This is a genomic window from Nonomuraea sp. NPDC049378, from assembly GCF_055586745.1.
Genome location: NZ_JBVJHP010000002.1, coordinates 461,815 through 479,770, shown reverse-complemented (window position 1 = coordinate 479,770; position 17,956 = coordinate 461,815). Strand labels below are relative to the sequence as shown.

At 68.5% G+C, this 17,956-nt stretch carries 20 protein-coding genes; 18 read left to right on the top strand and 2 right to left on the bottom strand.

Annotated elements, in window-relative coordinates; all coding sequences use genetic code 11:
- The first annotated feature begins 44 nt into the window (after positions 1–44).
- Positions 45–1,232: a hypothetical protein gene (locus ACZ6SA_RS07195; RefSeq protein ID WP_465827021.1), complete on the top strand. Its 1,188-nt coding sequence runs from the start codon at positions 45–47 to the stop codon at positions 1,230–1,232.
- A gap of 10 nt (positions 1,233–1,242) precedes the next feature.
- Entirely contained in the window at positions 1,243–1,485 is a 243-nt protein-coding gene (locus ACZ6SA_RS07190) for a hypothetical protein (RefSeq protein WP_347648356.1), read from the top strand.
- A gap of 147 nt (positions 1,486–1,632) precedes the next feature.
- On the opposite strand, the gene ACZ6SA_RS07185 is transcribed toward ACZ6SA_RS07190, so the two are convergent.
- On the bottom strand, positions 1,633–1,854 hold the full coding sequence (locus ACZ6SA_RS07185) for a BldC family transcriptional regulator (RefSeq protein WP_026214226.1): 222 nt from the start codon (positions 1,852–1,854) through the stop codon (positions 1,633–1,635).
- 256 nt (positions 1,855–2,110) lie between these two features.
- Here ACZ6SA_RS07185 and ACZ6SA_RS07180 point away from each other — a divergent pair, with 256 nt between their 5' ends.
- Positions 2,111–2,329 carry a DUF4229 domain-containing protein gene (locus tag ACZ6SA_RS07180; protein WP_347648357.1) on the top strand — a complete coding sequence of 73 codons (219 nt, stop codon included), beginning with the start codon at positions 2,111–2,113 and terminating at the stop codon, positions 2,327–2,329.
- On the opposite strand, the gene ACZ6SA_RS07175 is transcribed toward ACZ6SA_RS07180, so the two are convergent.
- Positions 2,326–3,531, bottom strand: coding sequence for a hypothetical protein (locus ACZ6SA_RS07175; RefSeq protein WP_347648358.1), 1,206 nt, complete (start codon positions 3,529–3,531; stop codon positions 2,326–2,328). The two genes, ACZ6SA_RS07180 and ACZ6SA_RS07175, sit on opposite strands and share 4 nt — an antisense overlap.
- A 77-nt stretch (positions 3,532–3,608) precedes the next feature.
- On the opposite strand from ACZ6SA_RS07175, the gene ACZ6SA_RS07170 reads away from it, so the two are divergent.
- From ACZ6SA_RS07170 to nuoK, 15 genes are all read left to right on the top strand, one after another.
- Complete coding sequence (locus ACZ6SA_RS07170; protein ID WP_347648359.1) at positions 3,609–4,325, top strand: demethylmenaquinone methyltransferase; 717 nt, start codon at positions 3,609–3,611, stop codon at positions 4,323–4,325.
- Between the two features lie 530 nt (positions 4,326–4,855).
- Entirely contained in the window at positions 4,856–5,728 is an 873-nt protein-coding gene (locus tag ACZ6SA_RS07165; protein ID WP_347648360.1) for a helix-turn-helix domain-containing protein, read from the top strand.
- A gap of 110 nt (positions 5,729–5,838) precedes the next feature.
- Positions 5,839–6,042 carry a DUF397 domain-containing protein gene (locus ACZ6SA_RS07160; RefSeq protein WP_347648361.1) on the top strand — a complete coding sequence of 68 codons (204 nt, stop codon included), beginning with the start codon at positions 5,839–5,841 and terminating at the stop codon, positions 6,040–6,042.
- Between the two features lie 191 nt (positions 6,043–6,233).
- Positions 6,234–7,553: a geranylgeranyl reductase family protein gene (locus tag ACZ6SA_RS07155; protein ID WP_465827019.1), complete on the top strand. Its 1,320-nt coding sequence runs from the start codon at positions 6,234–6,236 to the stop codon at positions 7,551–7,553.
- Between the two features lie 64 nt (positions 7,554–7,617).
- Positions 7,618–8,013 (top strand): NADH-quinone oxidoreductase subunit A, encoded by a 396-nt coding sequence (locus ACZ6SA_RS07150; RefSeq protein WP_132592415.1) that lies wholly within the window; start codon positions 7,618–7,620, stop codon positions 8,011–8,013.
- A gap of 2 nt (positions 8,014–8,015) precedes the next feature.
- Positions 8,016–8,567 (top strand): NuoB/complex I 20 kDa subunit family protein, encoded by a 552-nt coding sequence (locus ACZ6SA_RS07145; protein ID WP_347617218.1) that lies wholly within the window; start codon positions 8,016–8,018, stop codon positions 8,565–8,567.
- Positions 8,564–9,268: an NADH-quinone oxidoreductase subunit C gene (locus tag ACZ6SA_RS07140; RefSeq protein ID WP_347648363.1), complete on the top strand. Its 705-nt coding sequence runs from the start codon at positions 8,564–8,566 to the stop codon at positions 9,266–9,268. The genes ACZ6SA_RS07145 and ACZ6SA_RS07140 overlap by 4 nt, the downstream gene beginning before the upstream one ends.
- Before the next feature lie 46 nt (positions 9,269–9,314).
- Positions 9,315–10,640, top strand: coding sequence for an NADH-quinone oxidoreductase subunit D (locus tag ACZ6SA_RS07135; protein ID WP_347648364.1), 1,326 nt, complete (start codon positions 9,315–9,317; stop codon positions 10,638–10,640).
- Positions 10,641–10,674: 34 nt separating this feature from the next.
- Positions 10,675–11,361, top strand: a complete 687-nt coding sequence (gene nuoE / locus ACZ6SA_RS07130) for an NADH-quinone oxidoreductase subunit NuoE (protein ID WP_347648490.1) — start codon at positions 10,675–10,677, stop codon at positions 11,359–11,361.
- A complete protein-coding gene (gene nuoF / locus ACZ6SA_RS07125) occupies positions 11,358–12,647 on the top strand; it encodes an NADH-quinone oxidoreductase subunit NuoF (RefSeq protein ID WP_443155686.1) in 1,290 nt (429 codons plus the stop codon). The genes nuoE and nuoF overlap by 4 nt, the downstream gene beginning before the upstream one ends.
- Positions 12,644–15,031 carry an NADH-quinone oxidoreductase subunit G gene (locus ACZ6SA_RS07120; RefSeq protein WP_443155685.1) on the top strand — a complete coding sequence of 796 codons (2,388 nt, stop codon included), beginning with the start codon at positions 12,644–12,646 and terminating at the stop codon, positions 15,029–15,031. Before nuoF ends, ACZ6SA_RS07120 begins: the two co-directional genes overlap by 4 nt.
- A complete protein-coding gene (gene nuoH, locus ACZ6SA_RS07115) occupies positions 15,028–16,329 on the top strand; it encodes an NADH-quinone oxidoreductase subunit NuoH (protein WP_443155684.1) in 1,302 nt (433 codons plus the stop codon). Before ACZ6SA_RS07120 ends, nuoH begins: the two co-directional genes overlap by 4 nt.
- Positions 16,316–16,831, top strand: a complete 516-nt coding sequence (gene nuoI / locus ACZ6SA_RS07110; RefSeq protein ID WP_347617211.1) for an NADH-quinone oxidoreductase subunit NuoI — start codon at positions 16,316–16,318, stop codon at positions 16,829–16,831. Before nuoH ends, nuoI begins: the two co-directional genes overlap by 14 nt.
- Positions 16,824–17,618, top strand: a complete 795-nt coding sequence (locus ACZ6SA_RS07105; RefSeq protein WP_465827016.1) for an NADH-quinone oxidoreductase subunit J — start codon at positions 16,824–16,826, stop codon at positions 17,616–17,618. The genes nuoI and ACZ6SA_RS07105 overlap by 8 nt, the downstream gene beginning before the upstream one ends.
- Positions 17,615–17,911 carry an NADH-quinone oxidoreductase subunit NuoK gene (nuoK, locus tag ACZ6SA_RS07100; RefSeq protein WP_347648369.1) on the top strand — a complete coding sequence of 99 codons (297 nt, stop codon included), beginning with the start codon at positions 17,615–17,617 and terminating at the stop codon, positions 17,909–17,911. The genes ACZ6SA_RS07105 and nuoK overlap by 4 nt, the downstream gene beginning before the upstream one ends.
- Positions 17,912–17,956 lie beyond the last annotated feature (45 nt).

Here is a 17,956-nt window from a genome sequence, read left to right as displayed (position 1 = left end):
CCGATGTGCCGGTCTGCATGGGCTTCACGGCGTTGAGGGGTGCGATGGCCTTTTCTCACGACAAGGGCCGGCATCGACGCGGACGTTGGTGGCGGCGCGGTTCCTACCTCTTCTCCCGGCGCGGCGAGGCGCCACCCGACTCCGAGCGCTCGTTCTGGTCCAACGCCCGTGAAAGGCGCAGGGAGGCCCGCGCGGCGGCCAGAGAACGCGAGGGCACGGACCGCCGGCGTCCGGCGAGCAGCGGCAAGCTCAGCGGCCGCCAGGAGCGGTCGGCCTGGCCCGGCGCGGGCCAGCCGGAACGCAGGCACTGGCCCGGGGGTGATCAGCCGGACCGCAGGCACTGGCCGGGGGCCGACCAGCCGGAGCGCGGCGCCTGGCCGATCGCCGGGCAGCCGGAGCGGGGATGGCCGGGCGGTGACCGTGCGGAGCGCGGGGCCCGGCCTGAAGGGGAGGCGGGGACGCCGCCGGGCCGTCGCGAGCGCCAGGTGACGTGGGACGCCTTCACGGTGCGCGAGCGCCGCGCGCGGCTGCCGGCCGCCGTGGCCGAGCGCCCCCGCTACACCTGGTACGACTTCGAGCTCAACGAGGAGCCGCCCAGGGCGCAGCCGAACCGGCCCGACGTGCCCTCGATGGGCGACGGTTTACGCCACTGCGGCAGGCTGGAGCAGATCCTGCACCGGCAGTGGGACGTCCGGAGAGGGCCGCCGTCCCCCGAGGTCGTCCACGCGGTGGAGAGCCTGGCCCGGCTGCCCGACGGGCTCAAGGACAAGCTCGCGGCCGGCCTCGAAGGCATCTACGTCGGCCCCGGAGGCGTGCCCGACCTCGACGACATGGGCTACTTACGCGGCGCCCCCTTACCGTCGGGCCGCGCGACCTGGGACATCTGCGCGGGTGCGTACGGGGACCGCAAGATCGTGGTGGGCGACCGTCCCTCGCCCACTCCTGACGTGATGATGCACGAGGTCGGCCACGCCATCGACGACGTCGATTCGGCGCACGGCGAGTGGGTATCGGACTCGCCCGAGTTCGTGCGGCTCTACGAGACGGCCATGCCGGTGCTGGCCTCGACGTTCCACCGCCAGGGAGGCGGGCTGGGACGCAAGGAGTTCTTCGCCGACGCCTTCGCCGCCATCGCCTCCCGCCAGCGTCCCGCCCTGGTGGACATGCTCGGAGGCGACACGCGGATGGCGCTCGACGTCATGCTGTTCTTCAACCGGCGCTACGGAATCTAGGTGGTCCACCATGTACGTCATCCGGCTCGCGGACGGGACGCTACGCGTGCCGCAGAGCCTGACCAGCGAAGACGGTCGGCTGATCGGCAACGCGTACGTGGAGCTCCAGCCCGATGATCCCGATTACGAGACGTTCCTGCCCGAGGCGCTGACGGAGGAGGAGGCAGCCGAGCGCCGCCGGCGCTGGGAAGAGGAGAACGACGATCTGGAACGCGAGTTCCTGGCCTTCAAGGCCGAGCAGGAAGGTGCCTGAGGGGGGAACGGACGGACAGGCGCCAGCCACGGTCGGCGGATGGCGCCGCCCCGTGCTCACCGTACGGAAGTGTGGCCGGGAAGCACGCAACAAGTCGATCCCGTCCGCGGTGATCCTGGCGGACAGGATCACCGACTGGACGGAACGTCAGACGCGCGGGGACTCACCTGCCGGCCTGTCGGCCGTGAGAACGTCCTCGCCTCGGAGAAGGGCGTGGACTTCCGACTCGCGGAAGCGCCGGTGCCCTCCGGGGGTGCGGATACTGCTGATGCGGCCTGCCGCAGCCCAGCGCGTAACCGTCTTTGGGTCTACCCGGAAGAGGGCGGCAACCTCTCCTGGGGTCAGCAGACGCTCGCTGCTACTCTCCACCAATCTCTCCCCCTCGCATCCCGCTTCCTGCCAGCGGGCGGACAGGTAACCAGTGTGTCGAGCGAAGCCTGATTTATCCGTGGTTTTCTACAAAGATCACGGGTTGTTATCAGCTGACTGCCCGATTGTTATATGATAGAGCCTCTTTGGGGCTCTCGTGGGTGTTTCTTTACGAAACTCCCTGACTGGGACAGTAGCAGTGCTCGCGTCTGATGCGAAGAGCGACCGCGACACGGGTCCGAGTAACCTCGAACCCGTGCGTCCCGTTCTCGTTTACACCGCGTCGCGGATCGGCCTGTTTCTGGTGACCCTGAGTGTGCTGTGGCTGCTCGGACTGACTAACCCGCTGGTGCTGATCGTCTGCTCATTCCTGATCAGCGGCATAGCCAGCTACGTCCTGCTGTCCAGACAGCGTGATGCCCTGAGTGCGCGCATCAGCGACAAGGTCGACCGGCCGAAGCCGCACGACGACTAGGGCAGGGGGAACATGCCAATCCGGGCATGGTACTCCCGTCCGAGTCTCGTCGTGTCGCTACCGACAAGTAGTCCGGTGGGATGCGCGTAAAACGCCTTCACGCCGATCCCGCGCTCGCGCGTCGGATTCCAACTCAGGGCCTTTCCCGTGCGCGGATGAATGGCGCCGATGCCGGGCCGTGACACCGCTCCAGGGCCGGCGGAGTCGCGGCCTCGCGGATTGTCCAGCCAGCGCAGGTGCCCGCCCACATAGACCGCCGCCCCCGTCACCGAGACCGCGTAGAGCGAATCGCCCCCCGTGCTGTTGACCCAGGTCGGCTTGATGCGCGAGCCCTTGGCGTAGGTCTCGAACCTGGCGGTCGTGTCGCACATGCCGGCCCTCGGGCCTCCCGTGGTGACCACCGCGAAATAGCGGCCGTCGGGGGAGAAGTCGAGGCCGCGCACGTACGACGGGAACGCGGCCATGCACTTGCGCGCGTACACGTCGGTCCGCCACGGAGCGACCCTGGCCACGCGCCCGCTGACGTCGATCAGCCCGAGCTGCGGCCTGGACGCGCCGTCGAGCGTGGTGAACGTGCCGTCCACGGCGAGCCTGTCGCGCGAGACGGCCAGCGCGTAGACCTTCACCTGCCTGGTCAGCGGCTTGCCCGGCGTGATGGCGAAGTCGGGGTCGGCCGCGCCGGTGACCGCGTCGAGCCTGGCCAGCGCGGTGCGCGGGCTGATGAAGTCGCCGCCGACGTACAGCTTGGAGCCCTGCCGGGCCAGCGTGGTCACCGTGCCGCCGCCGATGCGCGGTGCGAAGCCGGGCACCAGCGCGCCGTCGGAGAGGCGCAGCTTGGCCAGCGCCCTGGACGGCTCGTTGTTGACGCCGTAGAACTGGCCGCCGACGTAGACGGTGCCGCGCTCGCCCGCGGCCAGGCCGTGGACGGCGCCGGGGACGACGGGCGCGAAGTCCTCCAGGATCCGGCCGGTGGCCAGGTCGTAGGCGAACACGTTGGAGCGCGGATAGGTGGTGGTGCGGGCGGCGTCGGCGACCTCGCTGAACGCACCGCCGACCACGACGGTGCGACCCACGACGGCGATGGCGTTGACGATGCCGTCGAGCACGTGGGGAGTGCTGTCGATCGGGTCGGCCAGCACGACGCGAGGATGCGCGGTGGGGGCCGAGGCGATGATCGCCGCAAGGGCGAGACGGGCAAGCATTCGCCAATTTCTAGCAGACGTTGCGTAATGAGGTGGATACTTTCCGTTGAATGTTCCGGTGGCCATATGGTGTGGGCATGACGCGCGCTCAGTTGGACAAACAGCCGGACGAGGTCGCCGCGATGTTCGATCGCACCGCCCGGCGTTACGATTTCGTCAACGATGTGGTCTCCCTCGGGCAGGTCAGGCTCTGGCGCAGGGCGGCGGCCGCCGCGGTCGACGCGGGGCCCGGGGAGATCGTCCTTGACCTGGGGGCCGGCACGGGCACCTCCACCGACGCGTTCACCTCGCTGGGCGCGCGGGCGATCGCCTCCGACTTCTCGCTCGGCATGCTCCGCACCGGCGTGCGCCGCCACGGCGGCAACGCGTTGACGGGGCAGGGGGTGCCGTTCGTCGCGGGTGACGCGCTGCGGTTGCCGTTCGCCGACGACTCCTTCGACGCGGTGACGATCTCGGTGGCGCTGCGCAACGTGCACGACACCCCGCGGGCGCTGAAGGAGATGCTGCGGGTGACGAGGCCGGGCGGGCGCCTGGTGATCCTCGAGTTCTCGCACGTCACGTTCGCCCCGTTCAACCTGGTCTACCGCGAATATCTGATGAAGTTGCTGCCCAAGGTGGCCAAGGTGTTCGGGTCCAATGACGACTCCTACGAATATCTGGCGGAGTCGATCCGCGACTGGCCCGACCAGCCGACGCTGGCGCGCATGATCCAGGACGCCGGCTGGGAACGGGTGGCATGGCGCGACCTCACGATGGGGATCGTCGCCATGCACAGGGGGTTCAAGCCCGCCTGAGCTCGATGGTGATGAGGTGCGGGCACAGGCCCTGGAACCGGTGCCTGAGCACCAGTCGCGATCTCGGCTCGCCACCGCTCAGACCAGGCCCGCGGCGGCCCCGGGGGGTGGTCGATCTCCCGGCCGTTGTCTCTCGCGAACTCGTTGGGCCCGCGCCAGATCCACCTGTTCACGGCGGCGGTTAATTGTGCCCAGCTACCCTTGCGTTGTCTGCTCCCGCGTGTACTGTCGGACATGTCCGCGGCTCCGGATTTTGGTCTGAGTCAGAGTCAGGGTGCAGCGCGGCTACGGGCGGGTGGGTTCCGACCATCCGCCCATTCGCGCACCCGAAATTCCCGGATCTGCCCCTCCCTTCTTCCTCCGCATTCCTTCATGGCGGGCTACCACAAGGGTGTGCCGGAGGGCGTTCCCGTGCAATTCCCGCGGGGATGATGGCAGGGATTCTTTCCGGGGCGAAAGCAGACCTTCCCGGCGAGGATTGCCCAGTAGTTGAAATGGGCATAATCAGTGAATTCCTTGGGAGGAGCCGAGTGGTCGGAGAAATCAATCCGACACTCCGCCGCCGGAAGCTCGCCGCCGAGCTGCGGCGACTTCGCGAGGAGGCGGGGCTCCACGGCGTGCAGGTCGCGCGGTCCTTACGCTGGTCGACCTCCAAGATCTCGCGCCTCGAAACGGGCCAGGTGGCGCCTTCGGCCAAGGACGTGGCGCTGCTCCTCAAGCACTACGGAGTCGACGACGAGCTCAGCCGCCTGCTGCTCGAACTCGCCCACGGCGAGAACAAGGGGTGGTGGGACGCCTACGCGGACGTGTTCGCCGACGCCGTCGTGGAACTCTTCGGGCTGGAGGACGGCGCGAGCCTGGTCAGGGCCTGGGGGTCCTTCAGCCTCCCCGGGCTGCTGCAGACACGCGACTACGCCGAGCACATGGGTTACCTGGCCCGCATAGTCGAGATGGCGCCGCCCGGCAAGATCGAGCGCAGGACCCGTGCGAGGCTGCGCCGGCAGCGGGTGCTCATGAAGGACCCGCCGCTCAACTACTCCGTCGTGCTCGACGAGGCGGTCCTGCGCCGGCGTTTCGGCGACGCGGACGCCAAGCTGATGAGTGACCAGATGAGCCATCTCATGAAGATGAGCGACATGCCGAACGTCAGCATTCGCGTGCTCCCGCTGGAGCAACCGCATCCTACCGACATCGCCAACTTCATCCTTTTGAGCTTTCCCGCGATGCCGGTGCTGGGGCACATCTCCCGCGAGGCCGTCTACTTCGAGAACCATCCCGTTTTCACGCTGTCAGAAGACGAGGAGACGGTCCTCCAGTACTCTCTGGTGTTCGACGGGCTCCTGGGTCAGGCCCTGAGCGAGGAGGAGTCACGGGCTTTCATCGCCTCGCTGGCCGGCCTTTAGGCGATCATTTCGGAAAGTAATCGTCATCAATCGGTTACCAAGCGCTTCTACGATGCCTCCAACCACTAGTGTGGCCGTAGTGACTCTTGAGGCTGGGGGGACGCCGTCCGATGAACGGTTCTGTCCTGTCGGATGGCTGGCGGAAGAGCTCGTTCAGCGGAGCGGCAGGTGAGTGTGTCGAGTTCGCCAGGGGCGCCGGCGGAGAGATCATGATCCGTGACTCCAAGGACCCTTCCGGACCGGCCCTGATCTTCACCCCCGGCGAGTGGCGGGCCTTCGTCAAGGGGGTCCGGAACGACGAGTTCGACGTTTGACGGCGCCCGGCACGCAGGTAAAGGCCCTTCGTCAGGACGAAGGGCCTTGTCGTGTCCGGGAAGTGCCCCCCGACTGCCACTATGTGCACGAAAAGCAGTAGACTTCGGGCCGACAAGTTTGTGAAGGGGTTCACAAAGGAACGAAGGCGCGACACCCCAAGGCCTTCGAGCGTGTAGGACAGGACAGTCCAGTGACCGTGCCAGCAGCCCGACCTCAAGCGCAGGAGCTCGTCCCGAGAGAGCGAAGCCGACAGAGTGGCGCTGACGCGACCAGGGGCACAGCTGACGCTGATGTCATCGTCGTCGGCGCCGGCCCGGCCGGCTCCGCAGCCGCCTTCTACCTCGCCCAGGCCGGCCTCGACGTGCTGCTGCTGGAGAAGACCAGGTTCCCCCGCGAGAAGGTCTGCGGCGACGGCCTGACGCCGCGGGCCGTCAAGCAGCTGCTCAACATGGGGGTCGACATCGACGCCCCCGGCTGGGTCAGGAACAAGGGCCTGCGCGTCGTGGGCGGTGGCCTGCGGTTCGAGCTCGACTGGCCCCAGCTGGAGCGCTTCCCCGACTTCGGGCTCGTACGCACCCGGCAGGATTTCGACCAGATCGTCGCGGCCACCGCGGTGAAGGCGGGCGCGCGCCTCATGGAGGGCGTCACCGTCACCGGCCCGGTGCTCGACGACCGCAGCGGCCACATCGTCGGCGTGACCACCAAGGACGGCCGTACGTTCCGCGCGCGCGTGGTCGTGGCCGCAGACGGCAACAGCACCCGCCTCGCCCTCGGCATGGGCCTGCACAAGCGCGAGGACCGCCCGATGGGCGTGGCCGTGCGCACCTACTTCGAGAGCCCCCGCCACGACGACGACTACCTGGAGACGTGGCTGGAGTTGTGGGACGGCGACACGCTGCTGCCCGGCTACGGCTGGGTGTTCGGCGTCGGCGACGGCACCGCCAACGTGGGGCTCGGCCTGCTCAACACCAGCGCCCAGTTCAAGAACATCGACTACCGCGACCTGCTCAGGCGCTGGTGCCGGTCGATGCCGGCCGACTGGGGCTTCACCGAGGAGAACATGACGGCGCCCATCCGCGGCGCCGCGCTCCCCATGGCCTTCAACAGGCAGCCGCACTACACGCGCGGCCTGATGCTGGTGGGCGACTCCGGCGGCTCGATCAACCCGTTCAACGGCGAGGGCATCGCGTACGCCATGGAGACCGGCGAGATCGCCGCCGAGATCATCGCAAAGGCCCTCAGGGGCACCACTCCCGCGCAGCGCGAGCGGACCCTGCGGGCTTACCCCCGCGTGCTGAAAGACGCATACGGTGGTTACTTCACTCTCGGCAGATGGTTCGTCGAGGCGATCGGGAAGCCGGGCGTGATGCGCTTCGGCACCAGGCACGGGCTTCCCCACCCGAGGCTGATGCGCTTCGCGCTCAAACTCCTTGGTAATCTCACCGACCGGCGAGGCGATGCGTCGGACAAGATCATAAACGCACTCTCGAAGGTCGCGCCACCAGCATGAATCTCACAACTGACAGATCCGGCTGCGCGCCCGCGCGCGCGGCGACTCCAGAGGAGGCGTAGCGATGGACCTTTACGTGCCCATCCTGGTGCTCGCCGTTCTCGCGGGGGGCTTCGCGATCTTCTCGGTCGCCATCGCTCCCTTCACCGGCCCCAAGCGCTGGAACCGCGCCAAGCTTGACGCCTACGAATGCGGCATCGAGCCGACGCCCCAGCCGGTCGGTGGTGGACGGTTCCCGCTCAAATACATGGTCACCGCGATGCTCTTCATCGTGTTCGACATCGAGATCATCTTCCTCTATCCGTGGGCGGTCTCGTTCGCGCCGGAGCTGAACGACGCGGGCCAGGCGATCGCCCCGGGCCTGGGGCTGTTCGCCCTCGTGGAGATGCTGCTGTTCATCGTCACCGTGCTCGCCGCCTACGCGTACGTGTGGCGCCGCAAGGGTCTGGACTGGGACTGAAAATGGGACTTGAAGAGAAACTCCCCAGCGGGTTCATCCTCAGCACCGTCGAGGCGGCCGCCGGATGGGCGCGTAAGAGCTCCGTGTGGCCGGCCACGTTCGGCCTCGCCTGTTGCGCCATCGAGCTGATGGCCACCGGTGGCCCCCACTACGACCTGGCGCGCTTCGGCATGGAGCGCGCTTCGGCGTCTCCTCGCCAGGCCGACCTCATGATCGTCGCCGGGCGGGTCTCGCAGAAGATGGCTCCCGTGCTGCGCCAGATCTACGACCAGATGGCCGAGCCCAAGTGGGTCATCTCCATGGGCGTGTGCGCCTCCAGCGGCGGCATGTTCAACAACTACGCCATCGTGCAGGGCGTCGACCACATCGTTCCGGTCGACATCTACCTGCCCGGCTGCCCGCCGCGGCCCGAGATGCTGATCGACGCGATCGTGAAGCTGCACGACAAGATCCAGAACATGAAGTTCGGCGCGCACCGCGCCAAGCAGATCGACGAGCTCGAGCTGCAGGCGCTGCGTACGCTGCCGCTGATCGACCAGGGGGCATCGAAGTGACCTCGCCCGACAACCTCCCTGGCAGCCCGGACAGCGGGCAGACGCCTGAGGCCCAGGTCCCCGCGGTGCCCGAGGCGCCCGTCGCCAGGCACGGCATGTTCGGGGCCTCGGACTCCGGCGACACCTCCGGCTACGGCGGTCTCGTCGTGCGCCGGCAGCCCCAGATCTCGACGCCCCGCCCGTACGGCGGCTACTTCGACGAGATCGTCGACGCGCTCGCGCTCGACGACGCGATCGAGCGGGTCGTCGTCGACCGCGGCGAGCTCACCCTGCACGTCAAGCGGGAGCGGCTGGTCGAGGTGTGCCAGAAGCTGCGCGACGACCCGGCGCTGCGCTTCGAGCTCTCGCTCGGCGTGTCCGGCGTGCACTACCCGCACCTGACGGGCGAGGAACTGCACTCGGTCATCCACCTGTGCTCGATCACCCGCAACAGGCGCGTACGCGTCGAGGCCGCCTGCCCCGACGACGACCCGCACATTCCATCCACCGTTGGCGTTTACCCTGGTCATGACTGGCATGAGAGGGAGACGTACGACTTCTTCGGCATCATCTATGACGGCCATCCGGGTCTCACCCGGATCATGATGCCCGACGACTGGGACGGCCACCCGCAGCGCAAGGACTACCCGCTGGGCGGCATCCCCGTGGAATACCGGGGCGCCACCATCCCCTCGCCCGATCACAGGAGGTCGTACGCGTGAGCGAGCATGTCGAGCTGAGCGTTGACGACCGGCGGGAGGAACACGCGTGAGCACGGCTTATGACGAGGCGACCGAGGGCAAGGTCTACTCGGTCACAGGGGCCGACTGGGACCAGGTCGTGTCCGGCGTGCGCGACTCGCAGGACGAGCGCCTGGTCGTCAACATGGGCCCGCAGCACCCGTCCACGCACGGCGTGCTGCGGCTGGTCCTGACCCTCGACGGTGAGACGGTGACCGAGGCGCGCGGCGTCATCGGCTACCTGCACACCGGCATCGAGAAGAACATGGAATACCGGACGTGGACGCAGGGCACCACATTCGTCACCCGCATGGACTACCTCTCGCCGATCTTCAACGAGACCGCCTACTGCCTGGGCGTCGAGAAGCTGCTCGGCATCGAGGACCGCATCCCTGACCGGGCGCAGGCCATCCGCGTGATGATGATGGAGCTCAACCGCATCGCCTCGCACCTGGTGGCCATGGGCACGTTCGGCATGGAGCTGGGCGCGACCACGCCGTTCCTGTTCGGCTACCGCGACCGCGAAATGGTCATGGACCTGTTCGAGTACATCACCGGCCTGCGCATGAACCACGCCTACATCCGGCCGGGCGGCGTGAGCGTCGACCTGCCCGCGGGCGCGGTCGACAAGGTCGGCGAGTTCCTCAAGGAGATGCCCAAGCGGATCAAGGACATCCGCAAGCTCCTCGACGAGAACCCGGTCTATGTCCGCCGCACGCAGGACGTCGCCTACCTCGACCTGACCGGCTGCATGGCGCTGGGCATCACCGGCCCGATCCTGCGCGCCGCGGGCCTGCCGTGGGACCTGCGCAAGTCGCAGCCCTACTGCGGCTACGAGACGTACGAGTTCGACGTCCCCACCGAGCGTGGGTGCGACGTCTACTCGCGCTATCTCGTCCGGATGAAGGAGATGGAGGAGTCCCTCAAGATCGTCGAGCAGGCGCTCGACCGCATCGCGGGGCCGCTCAAGGGCGACCCGGTGATGATCGAGGACAAGAAGATCGGCTGGCCCGCGCAGCTCGCGCTCGGCCCCGACGGGTTCGGTAACTCGCCCGACCACATCGCCCACATCATGGGCACCTCGATGGAGGCCCTCATCCACCACTTCAAGCTGGTGACCGAGGGCTTCAGGGTGCCGGCCGGGCAGGCGTACGCCAGCATCGAGTCGCCCAAGGGCGAGCTCGGCGCGCACGTGGTCAGCGACGGCGGCACCCGCCCCTACCGCGTGCACTTCCGCGAGCCGTCCTTCTGCAACCTGCAGGGCTTCCCCGCGATGGCCGAGGGCGGCCAGGTCGCCGACGTGATCGCCGCGGTGGCATCTATCGACCCCGTCATGGGAGGTGTGGACAGGTGAGCGAGCTTCGCGAGCGAACAATGAGACACAGCACCTGGGTCATGAGGGTGCCGGAGGCGCGCTCATGACCTATTCACCGGATGTCCGTGAGCGTCTCGAACGGGACGCCAAGGAGATCATCGGGCGCTACCCGAAGACGCGGTCGGCGCTGCTGCCCCTGCTCCACCTCGTGCAGTCGGAGGACGGCTACGTCTCCGACCACGGGCAGGAGTTCTGTGCCGAGATGCTCGGCATCAGCAAGGCCGAGGTCACCGGCGTCGCGACCTTCTACACCATGTACAAGCGCAAGCCGGTCGGCGACTATCACGTCGGCGTCTGCATCAACGCGCTGTGCGCGGTCATGGGCGGCGACCAGATCTGGGAGGAGCTGTCGGAGCACGTCGGCGTCGGACACGACGAGGCGACCCCCGACGGCAAGGTCTCGCTGGAGCGCCTCGAGTGCAACGCGGCCTGCGACTTCGCCCCCGTCATGATGGTCAACTGGGAGTTCTTCGACAACCAGACGCCCGAGTCGGCCAAGCAGCTCGTCGACGACCTGCGCGACGGCAAGGACGTGCGGCCCACGCGCGGCCCGAAGAAGCTCTGCACCTTCAAGGATGCCTCGCGCGTGCTCGCGGGCCTGCCCGACGGCCTGGCCGGTGACGGCCCGTCGGCCGCCGGCCCCTCGCTGGAGGGCCTGAAGGTCGCCAAGGCCAACGGATGGAAGGCCCCTGAGGCATGAGCGTCACTCTCACCCCGGTCCTGACCGCGAACTGGGACCAGCCCGACTCCTTCACCCTCGACGGCTACGGCGAGTACGAGGCGGCCAAGAAGGCGCTGGGCATGGAGCCCGACGCCGTCATCCAGGCCGTCAAGGACTCCGGGCTGCGCGGCCGCGGCGGCGCGGGCTTCCCGACCGGCATGAAGTGGGGGTTCATCCCCCAGGGGGATGGCAAGCCGCACTATCTCGTCGTCAACGCCGACGAGTCGGAGCCGGGCACCTGCAAGGACATCCCGCTGATGATGGCCAACCCGCACGCGCTGGTCGAGGGCGTCATCATCACGTCGTACGCGATCCGGGCCAGCCACGCCTTCATCTATGTGCGCGGCGAGGTGCTGCACGTGATCAGGCGGGTGCAGGCGGCCGTGCGGGAGGCGTACGCGAAGGGCTATCTCGGCACCGACATCCTCGGCTCCGGGTATGACCTGGAGCTGGTCGTGCACAGCGGCGCGGGCGCCTACATCTGCGGCGAGGAGACGGCGCTGCTCGACTCGCTCGAAGGCTTCAGGGGTCAACCGCGGCTCAAGCCTCCGTTCCCGGCCGTGGCGGGTCTCTACGCCTCGCCCACTGTGGTGAACAACGTGGAGTCGATCGCCAGTGTTCCCTCCATCATCGGCAACGGCGCCGACTGGTTCGCCGGGATGGGCACCGAGAAGTCGAAGGGCTTCGGCATCTTCTCGCTGAGCGGCCATGTCACCCGGCCCGGCCAGTACGAAGCGCCGCTCGGCATCACGCTGCGCGAGCTCCTCAGCATGGCCGGAGGCATCCGCGCCGGGCACCGGATCAAGTTCTGGACCCCGGGCGGCTCCTCCACGCCGATCTTCACCGACGAGCACCTCGACGTGCCGCTCGACTTCGAGGCGGTCGGCGCCAAGGGCTCGATGCTCGGCACCCGAGCCCTGCAGATCTTCGACGACACCACCTGCGTGGTCCGTACGGTGCTGCGCTGGACGGAGTTCTACGCCCACGAGTCGTGCGGCAAGTGCACGCCGTGCCGCGAGGGCACCTACTGGCTCAAGCAGGTGCTCAAGCGGCTGGAGGCGGGCCAGGGCACCGAGGACGACCTGGCCACGATCACCGACATCGCGGACAACATCCTGGGCCGGTCGTTCTGCGCGCTGGGCGACGGCGCCACCAGCCCGATCCACTCCTCGGTGAAGTACTTCCGCGATGAGTACCTCAAGCACTTCGAGATCGGCGGCTGCCCGTTCGACCCGAAGAAGTCCACTCTCTGGGGTGAGCAGTGACCGTCGTAGAGACCGAAACGAACCTGGTGACCCTGACCATCGACGGGTTCCAGGTCAGTGTCCCCAAGGGCACTCTGATCATCAGGGCCGCCGAGCTGCTGGGCATCCAGATCCCGCGGTTCTGCGACCATCCGCTGCTCGATCCGGCGGCCAACTGCCGGCAGTGCCTGGTCGACATCCCCGACGCGGGAAACGGCCGGGGCTTCCCCAAGCCGCAGCCGTCGTGCGCGATCGAGGTCGCCGAGGGCATGGTGGTGCAGACGCAGCTCACCTCGCCGGTCGCCGAGAAGGCGCAGCGCGCGGCCATGGAGTTCCTGCTGCTGAACCACCCGCTCGACTGCCCGGTCTGCGACAAGGGCGGTGAGTGCCCGCTGCAGAACCAGGCCATGTCCAACGGCCGCGGCGAGTCCCGGTTCCAGGAGCAGAAGCGCACCTTCCCCAAGCCGCTGCCGCTGTCGACGCAGGTGCTGCTCGACCGCGAGCGCTGCGTGCAGTGCGCGCGCTGCATCCGCTTCTCCGACCAGATCGCCGGTGACCCGCTCATCGAGTTCTTCGAGCGCGGCGCCAAGGAGCAGGTGCGCACGGCCGACGGCAAGCCGTTCAACTCCTACTTCTCCGGCAACACGGTGCAGATCTGCCCGGTCGGCGCGCTGACCGGCGCCGCCTACCGGTTCAGGGCCCGCCCGTTCGACCTGGTCTCCACGCCGAGCGCGTGCGAGCACTGCGCCTCCGGCTGCAGCATGCGCACCGACCACCGGCGCGGCCGGGTCACCCGCCGCCTGGCGGGCAACGACCCGCAGGTGAACGAGGAGTGGAACTGCGACAAGGGCCGCTGGGCGTTCACCTACGCGCAGCAGCCCGACCGGCTGAAGACGCCGCTGGTCCGCAACGAGGAGGGCGTGCTCGTGCCCGCCTCGTGGCCGGAGGCGCTGTCGGTGGCCGCCGAGGGCCTGGCCAGGGCGCGCGGCAGGGCCGGCGTGCTGGTCGGCGGCCGGGCCACGGTCGAGGACGCCTACGCCTACGCCAAGTTCGCCAGGATCGCCCTGGGCAGCAACGACATCGACTTCCGCGCCAGGCCGCACTCCGCCGAGGAGGCGCAGTTCCTGGCTCACGCGGTGGCCGGCAAGGGCATCGAGATCGACTACGCCGACCTCGAGAACGCCCCGCACGTGCTGCTCGTCGGGTTCGAGCCCGAGGAGGAGTCGCCGATCGTCTTCCTGCGCCTGCGCAAGGCGTGGATGAAGAAGGGGCTCAAGGTCACCTCGATCGCGCCGTTCGCGACGCCCGGCCTGGTCAAGATGGGCGGCACGCTCATCCGCACCGCTCCCGGCGCCGAGGCCGACGCCATCGGGGACCTGCTCGGCACGCTGGCCCCGGGCACGATCGTGCTCGCGGGCGAGCGCATGGCCACCGTGCCCGGCGCGTTCTCCGCCCTGCTGCGGCTGGCCAACGTCTGCGACGCCCGGCTCGCCTGGGTCCCGCGCAGGGCCGGCGAGCGCGGCGCGGTCGAGGCGGGCGCGCTGCCCAACCTGCTGCCGATCGGCCGCCCGGCCGACGACGAGACCGCCAGGGCCGAGGTCGCCAGGGCGTGGAACGTGGCCTCGCTGCCCGCCGGGCCGGGCCGCGACACCGCCGGCATCCTCGCCGCCGCCGGCGAGGGCGCGCTGGACGCGCTGGTCGTCGGCGGCGTCGACCCCTACGACCTGCCCGACCCCGCGGCGGCGCTCGACGCGCTCGAGCGCACGCCGTTCATCGTCAGCCTGGAGATCCGCGCCAGCGCCGTCACCGACCGCGCCGACGTGGTGCTGCCCGTCGCCGCCGTCCAGGAGAAGGGCGGCACGTTCGTCAACTGGGAGGGCAGGGGCCGCTCGTTCGAGGCGCCGCTCAAGGTGCCCGGGCTGCAGTCCGACCTCGCGGTGATCGGCAACCTGGCCGACCGGATGGACGTGCACCTCGGCCTGCCCGACGCCAAGGCCGTGCGGCGGGAGCTGTCGGGGCTGGGCGCCTGGCGCGGCAGCCGCGTCACCGCCCCGCACACCGCCACCCGCGCCCAGGTCGCCCCGGCGGCCGGCGAGGCGCTGCTGGCCACCTGGCACCTGCTGCTCGACGAGGGCAGGCTGCAGGACGGCGAGCCCTACCTCGCGGGCACCGCCCGCGAGGCCGAGGCGCTGGTCAGCGCGGTCACCGCCGCCGAGATCGGCGTCGCCGACGGCGACAAGCTCGTCATCGGCGGCACGGGCGCCGACACCGTCACGCTGCCGGTGCGCGTCGCCGACCTGCCGGAACGCGTGGTGTGGGTGCCGGCCAACTCCGGCGGCTGCTCGGTCACGCGTGACCTGCGCGCGGTGGCCGGCGACATCGTCACGATCGGGAGCGCCTCATGATGCACCTTCTCGCGGCCGATCCCACCCTCGCCGACTTCGGCAAGGACCCGCTGTGGATCACCATCGTCAAGGCCGTGATGCTGTTCGTCTTCCTGATGCTGAGCGTCCTGTTCGGCGTCTGGTACGAGCGCAAGCTGATCTCGCGGATGCAGCACCGCTACGGCCCCAACCGGGCCGGCAAGTTCGGCCTGCTGCAGACCGTGGCCGACGGCCTGAAGATGGGCCTGAAGGAGGACCTCTTCCCGCGGACCGTCGACAAGGTCCTCTACCTGCTGGCGCCGGTCATCATGGTGGTGCCCGCGTTCCTGGCCTTCTCGATCGTGCCGTTCGCGCCGATGGTCAACCTGTTCGGCGTGCAGACGCCGCTGCAGCTGGTCGACCTGCCGGTGGCGGTGCTGTTCATGCTCGCCATGGGCGCGGTCTCGGTCTACGGCGTGGTGCTGGCCGGGTGGTCGTCGCGCTCGCCGTACGCGCTGCTGGGCGGGTTGCGGTCGGCGGCCCAGGTGGTCTCGTACGAGATCGCCATGGGGTTGTCGTTCGTGGCCATCTTCCTGTTCGCGGGCACGCTGTCGACGTCGGAGATCGTCAAGGCGCAGGAGCAGACGTGGTTCGCGGTGCTGCTGATCCCGTCGTTCCTGGTCTACGTGGTCTGCATGTTCGGCGAGGCCGCGCGCATCCCGTTCGACCTGCCCGAGGGTGAGGGCGAGCTGGTCGGCGGCTTCCAAACCGAGTATTCCTCGTCGCTGAAGTTCGCTCTCATCATGATGGGCGAATATCTGCACACGTTCACTGCCTCCGGCATCGCGGTGACGTTGTTCCTGGGCGGCTGGCGGGCTCCGTGGCCGATCTCGCTGTGGGACGGCGCGAACGTCGGCTGGCTGCCGGTGTTGTGGTTCTTCATCAAGTTCCTGCTGACGTTCAGCTTCATCGTGTGGGTGCGTGCCTCGCTGCCGCGCGTCCGGTACGACCAGCTCATGGCGTTGGGCTGGAAGGTGCTGATCCCGGTGAACCTGGCGTGGATCCTGCTGGTGGCCGCGGTGCGCAACGTCGTGATCAACGAGGGCGACCGGATGATCGGCATCGGGCTCGGCGCGGTGATCGTGATCGGGGCACTGGCCATCTGGATGCGGTTCGACACCGTCAACCAGCGGCGCAGGGAGGCCAAGAAGGCCCAGGTGGAGGCCGAGTTCGAGGAACTGTCCAAGGAGCCGGTGGCGGGCGGCTTCCCGGTGCCGCCGCTCGATCTGCCGCACTACCACGGGGTGCAGCACAAGGAGATTCCCAGTGGGACTAACTGATTGGCTGAACCCCGTCAAGGGCTTCGGGGTCACCTTCCATACGATGTTCAAGAAGCCCGTCACGACGAACTACCCGGAGGAGAAGAAGCCGACGGCTCCGCGCTTCCACGGGCGTCACCAGCTCAACCGCTGGCCTGACGGGCTGGAGAAGTGCATCGGGTGCGAGCTGTGCGCCTGGGCGTGTCCGGCCGACGCGATCTACGTGGAGGGTGCGGACAACACCGACGAGGAGCGCTTCTCGCCGGGCGAGCGTTACGGGCGCACGTACCAGATCAACTATCTGCGGTGCATCCTGTGCGGCCTGTGCATCGAGGCCTGCCCGACCCGCGCGCTCACCATGACGAACGAGTACGAACTCGCCGACAGCAGCCGCGAGAGCCTCATCTACACCAAGGAGATGCTCCTCGCGCCGCTGACCCAGGGCATGGAGCAGCCTCCGCACCCGATGCGGCTCGGCGAGACCGAAGAGGACTACTACCGCCTGGGACGGACCAATGGGTGAGACCATCACTTTCTGGGTGCTCGCCGTCGTCTCCGTCGGCGCCGCGCTCGGCGTGGTCTTCAACCGGAAGGCCGTCTACTCGGCGCTGATGCTCGGCACCGTGATGCTCAGCCTGGCCGTCCTGTACGCCGTGCAGGACGCGCCCTTCCTGGCCGCGGTGCAGATCATCGTCTACACCGGCGCGATCATGATGCTGTTCCTGTTCGTGCTCATGCTCGTCGGCGTGGACTCGTCGGACTCCTTCGTCGAGACGCTGAAGGGCCAGCGTTTCTGGGCCGCCGTCGCGGCGCTCGGCTTCGTGACGCTGATCGTCCTCGCCATCGGCAACGCGTTCTTCGGCGACCAGGTCGGGCTGGCGCAGGCCACGGCGCAGGGCGGCTACATCCGCTCCATCGCGCTGCTGCTGTTCACCAAGTACGTCTTCGCGTTCGAGATCACTTCGGCGCTGCTGATCACCGCCGCGCTCGGCGCGATGGTGCTGGCGCACCGCGAGCGGCTCACCGAGAAGGCCACGCAGAAGGACCTGTCCCGCGCCCGGTTCCAGGGCGACCGCCCGTCGCCGCTGCCCGGCCCCGGCACGTACGCCAGGAACAACGCCATCGACATGCCCGCGCTGCTGCCGGACGGGTCGGTCGCCGAGTCCTCGGTCAACCGCTACATCGCGCGCTACGACGTCGAGCACGGCCACCTGCCCGAGGACCCCAAGCTCGCCGCGGCCATCAAGCACCGGGCCGATGACGACGGCGCGGACACCGACGCCGACAAGAGCAACGGGGTGACCAAGTGACCACGCAGTACCTGATCCTTTCCGGGTTGCTGTTCGCCATCGGCGCGATGGGCGTGCTCATCCGGCGCAACGCGATCGTGGTGTTCATGTGCGTGGAGCTCATGCTCAACGCCTGCAACCTCGCCTTCGTCACCTTCTCCAGGCAGGTCGGCAACCTGGAAGGCCAGATCATCGCGTTCTTCGTGATGGTGGTGGCCGCGGCCGAGGTCGTCGTCGGCCTGGCCATCATCGTGACGATCTTCCGAACCCGCAGGTCCGCGTCCGTCGACGACGCCAACCTGCTGAAGTACTAAGAGGTGACTGGTGGAATCTCATATCGCTGAGATCGCCCAGCACAC

Bases quoted from the DNA above. Each gene is read 5' to 3' on its own strand.
- ACZ6SA_RS07160 (WP_347648361.1), top strand. From the start codon at position 5,839: ATGAACGGTTCTGTCCTGTCGGATGGCTGGCGGAAGAGCTCGTTCAGC.
- ACZ6SA_RS07175 (WP_347648358.1), bottom strand. From the start codon at position 3,531: ATGCTTGCCCGTCTCGCCCTTGCGGCGATCATCGCCTCGGCCCCCACC.
- ACZ6SA_RS07150 (WP_132592415.1), top strand. From the start codon at position 7,618: ATGGACCTTTACGTGCCCATCCTGGTGCTCGCCGTTCTCGCGGGGGGC.
- ACZ6SA_RS07190 (WP_347648356.1), top strand. From the start codon at position 1,243: ATGTACGTCATCCGGCTCGCGGACGGGACGCTACGCGTGCCGCAGAGC.
- nuoF (WP_443155686.1), top strand. From the start codon at position 11,358: ATGAGCGTCACTCTCACCCCGGTCCTGACCGCGAACTGGGACCAGCCC.
- ACZ6SA_RS07195 (WP_465827021.1), top strand. From the start codon at position 45: ATGGCCTTTTCTCACGACAAGGGCCGGCATCGACGCGGACGTTGGTGG.
- ACZ6SA_RS07145 (WP_347617218.1), top strand. From the start codon at position 8,016: ATGGGACTTGAAGAGAAACTCCCCAGCGGGTTCATCCTCAGCACCGTC.
- ACZ6SA_RS07105 (WP_465827016.1), top strand. From the start codon at position 16,824: ATGGGTGAGACCATCACTTTCTGGGTGCTCGCCGTCGTCTCCGTCGGC.
- ACZ6SA_RS07170 (WP_347648359.1), top strand. From the start codon at position 3,609: ATGACGCGCGCTCAGTTGGACAAACAGCCGGACGAGGTCGCCGCGATG.
- nuoH (WP_443155684.1), top strand. From the start codon at position 15,028: ATGATGCACCTTCTCGCGGCCGATCCCACCCTCGCCGACTTCGGCAAG.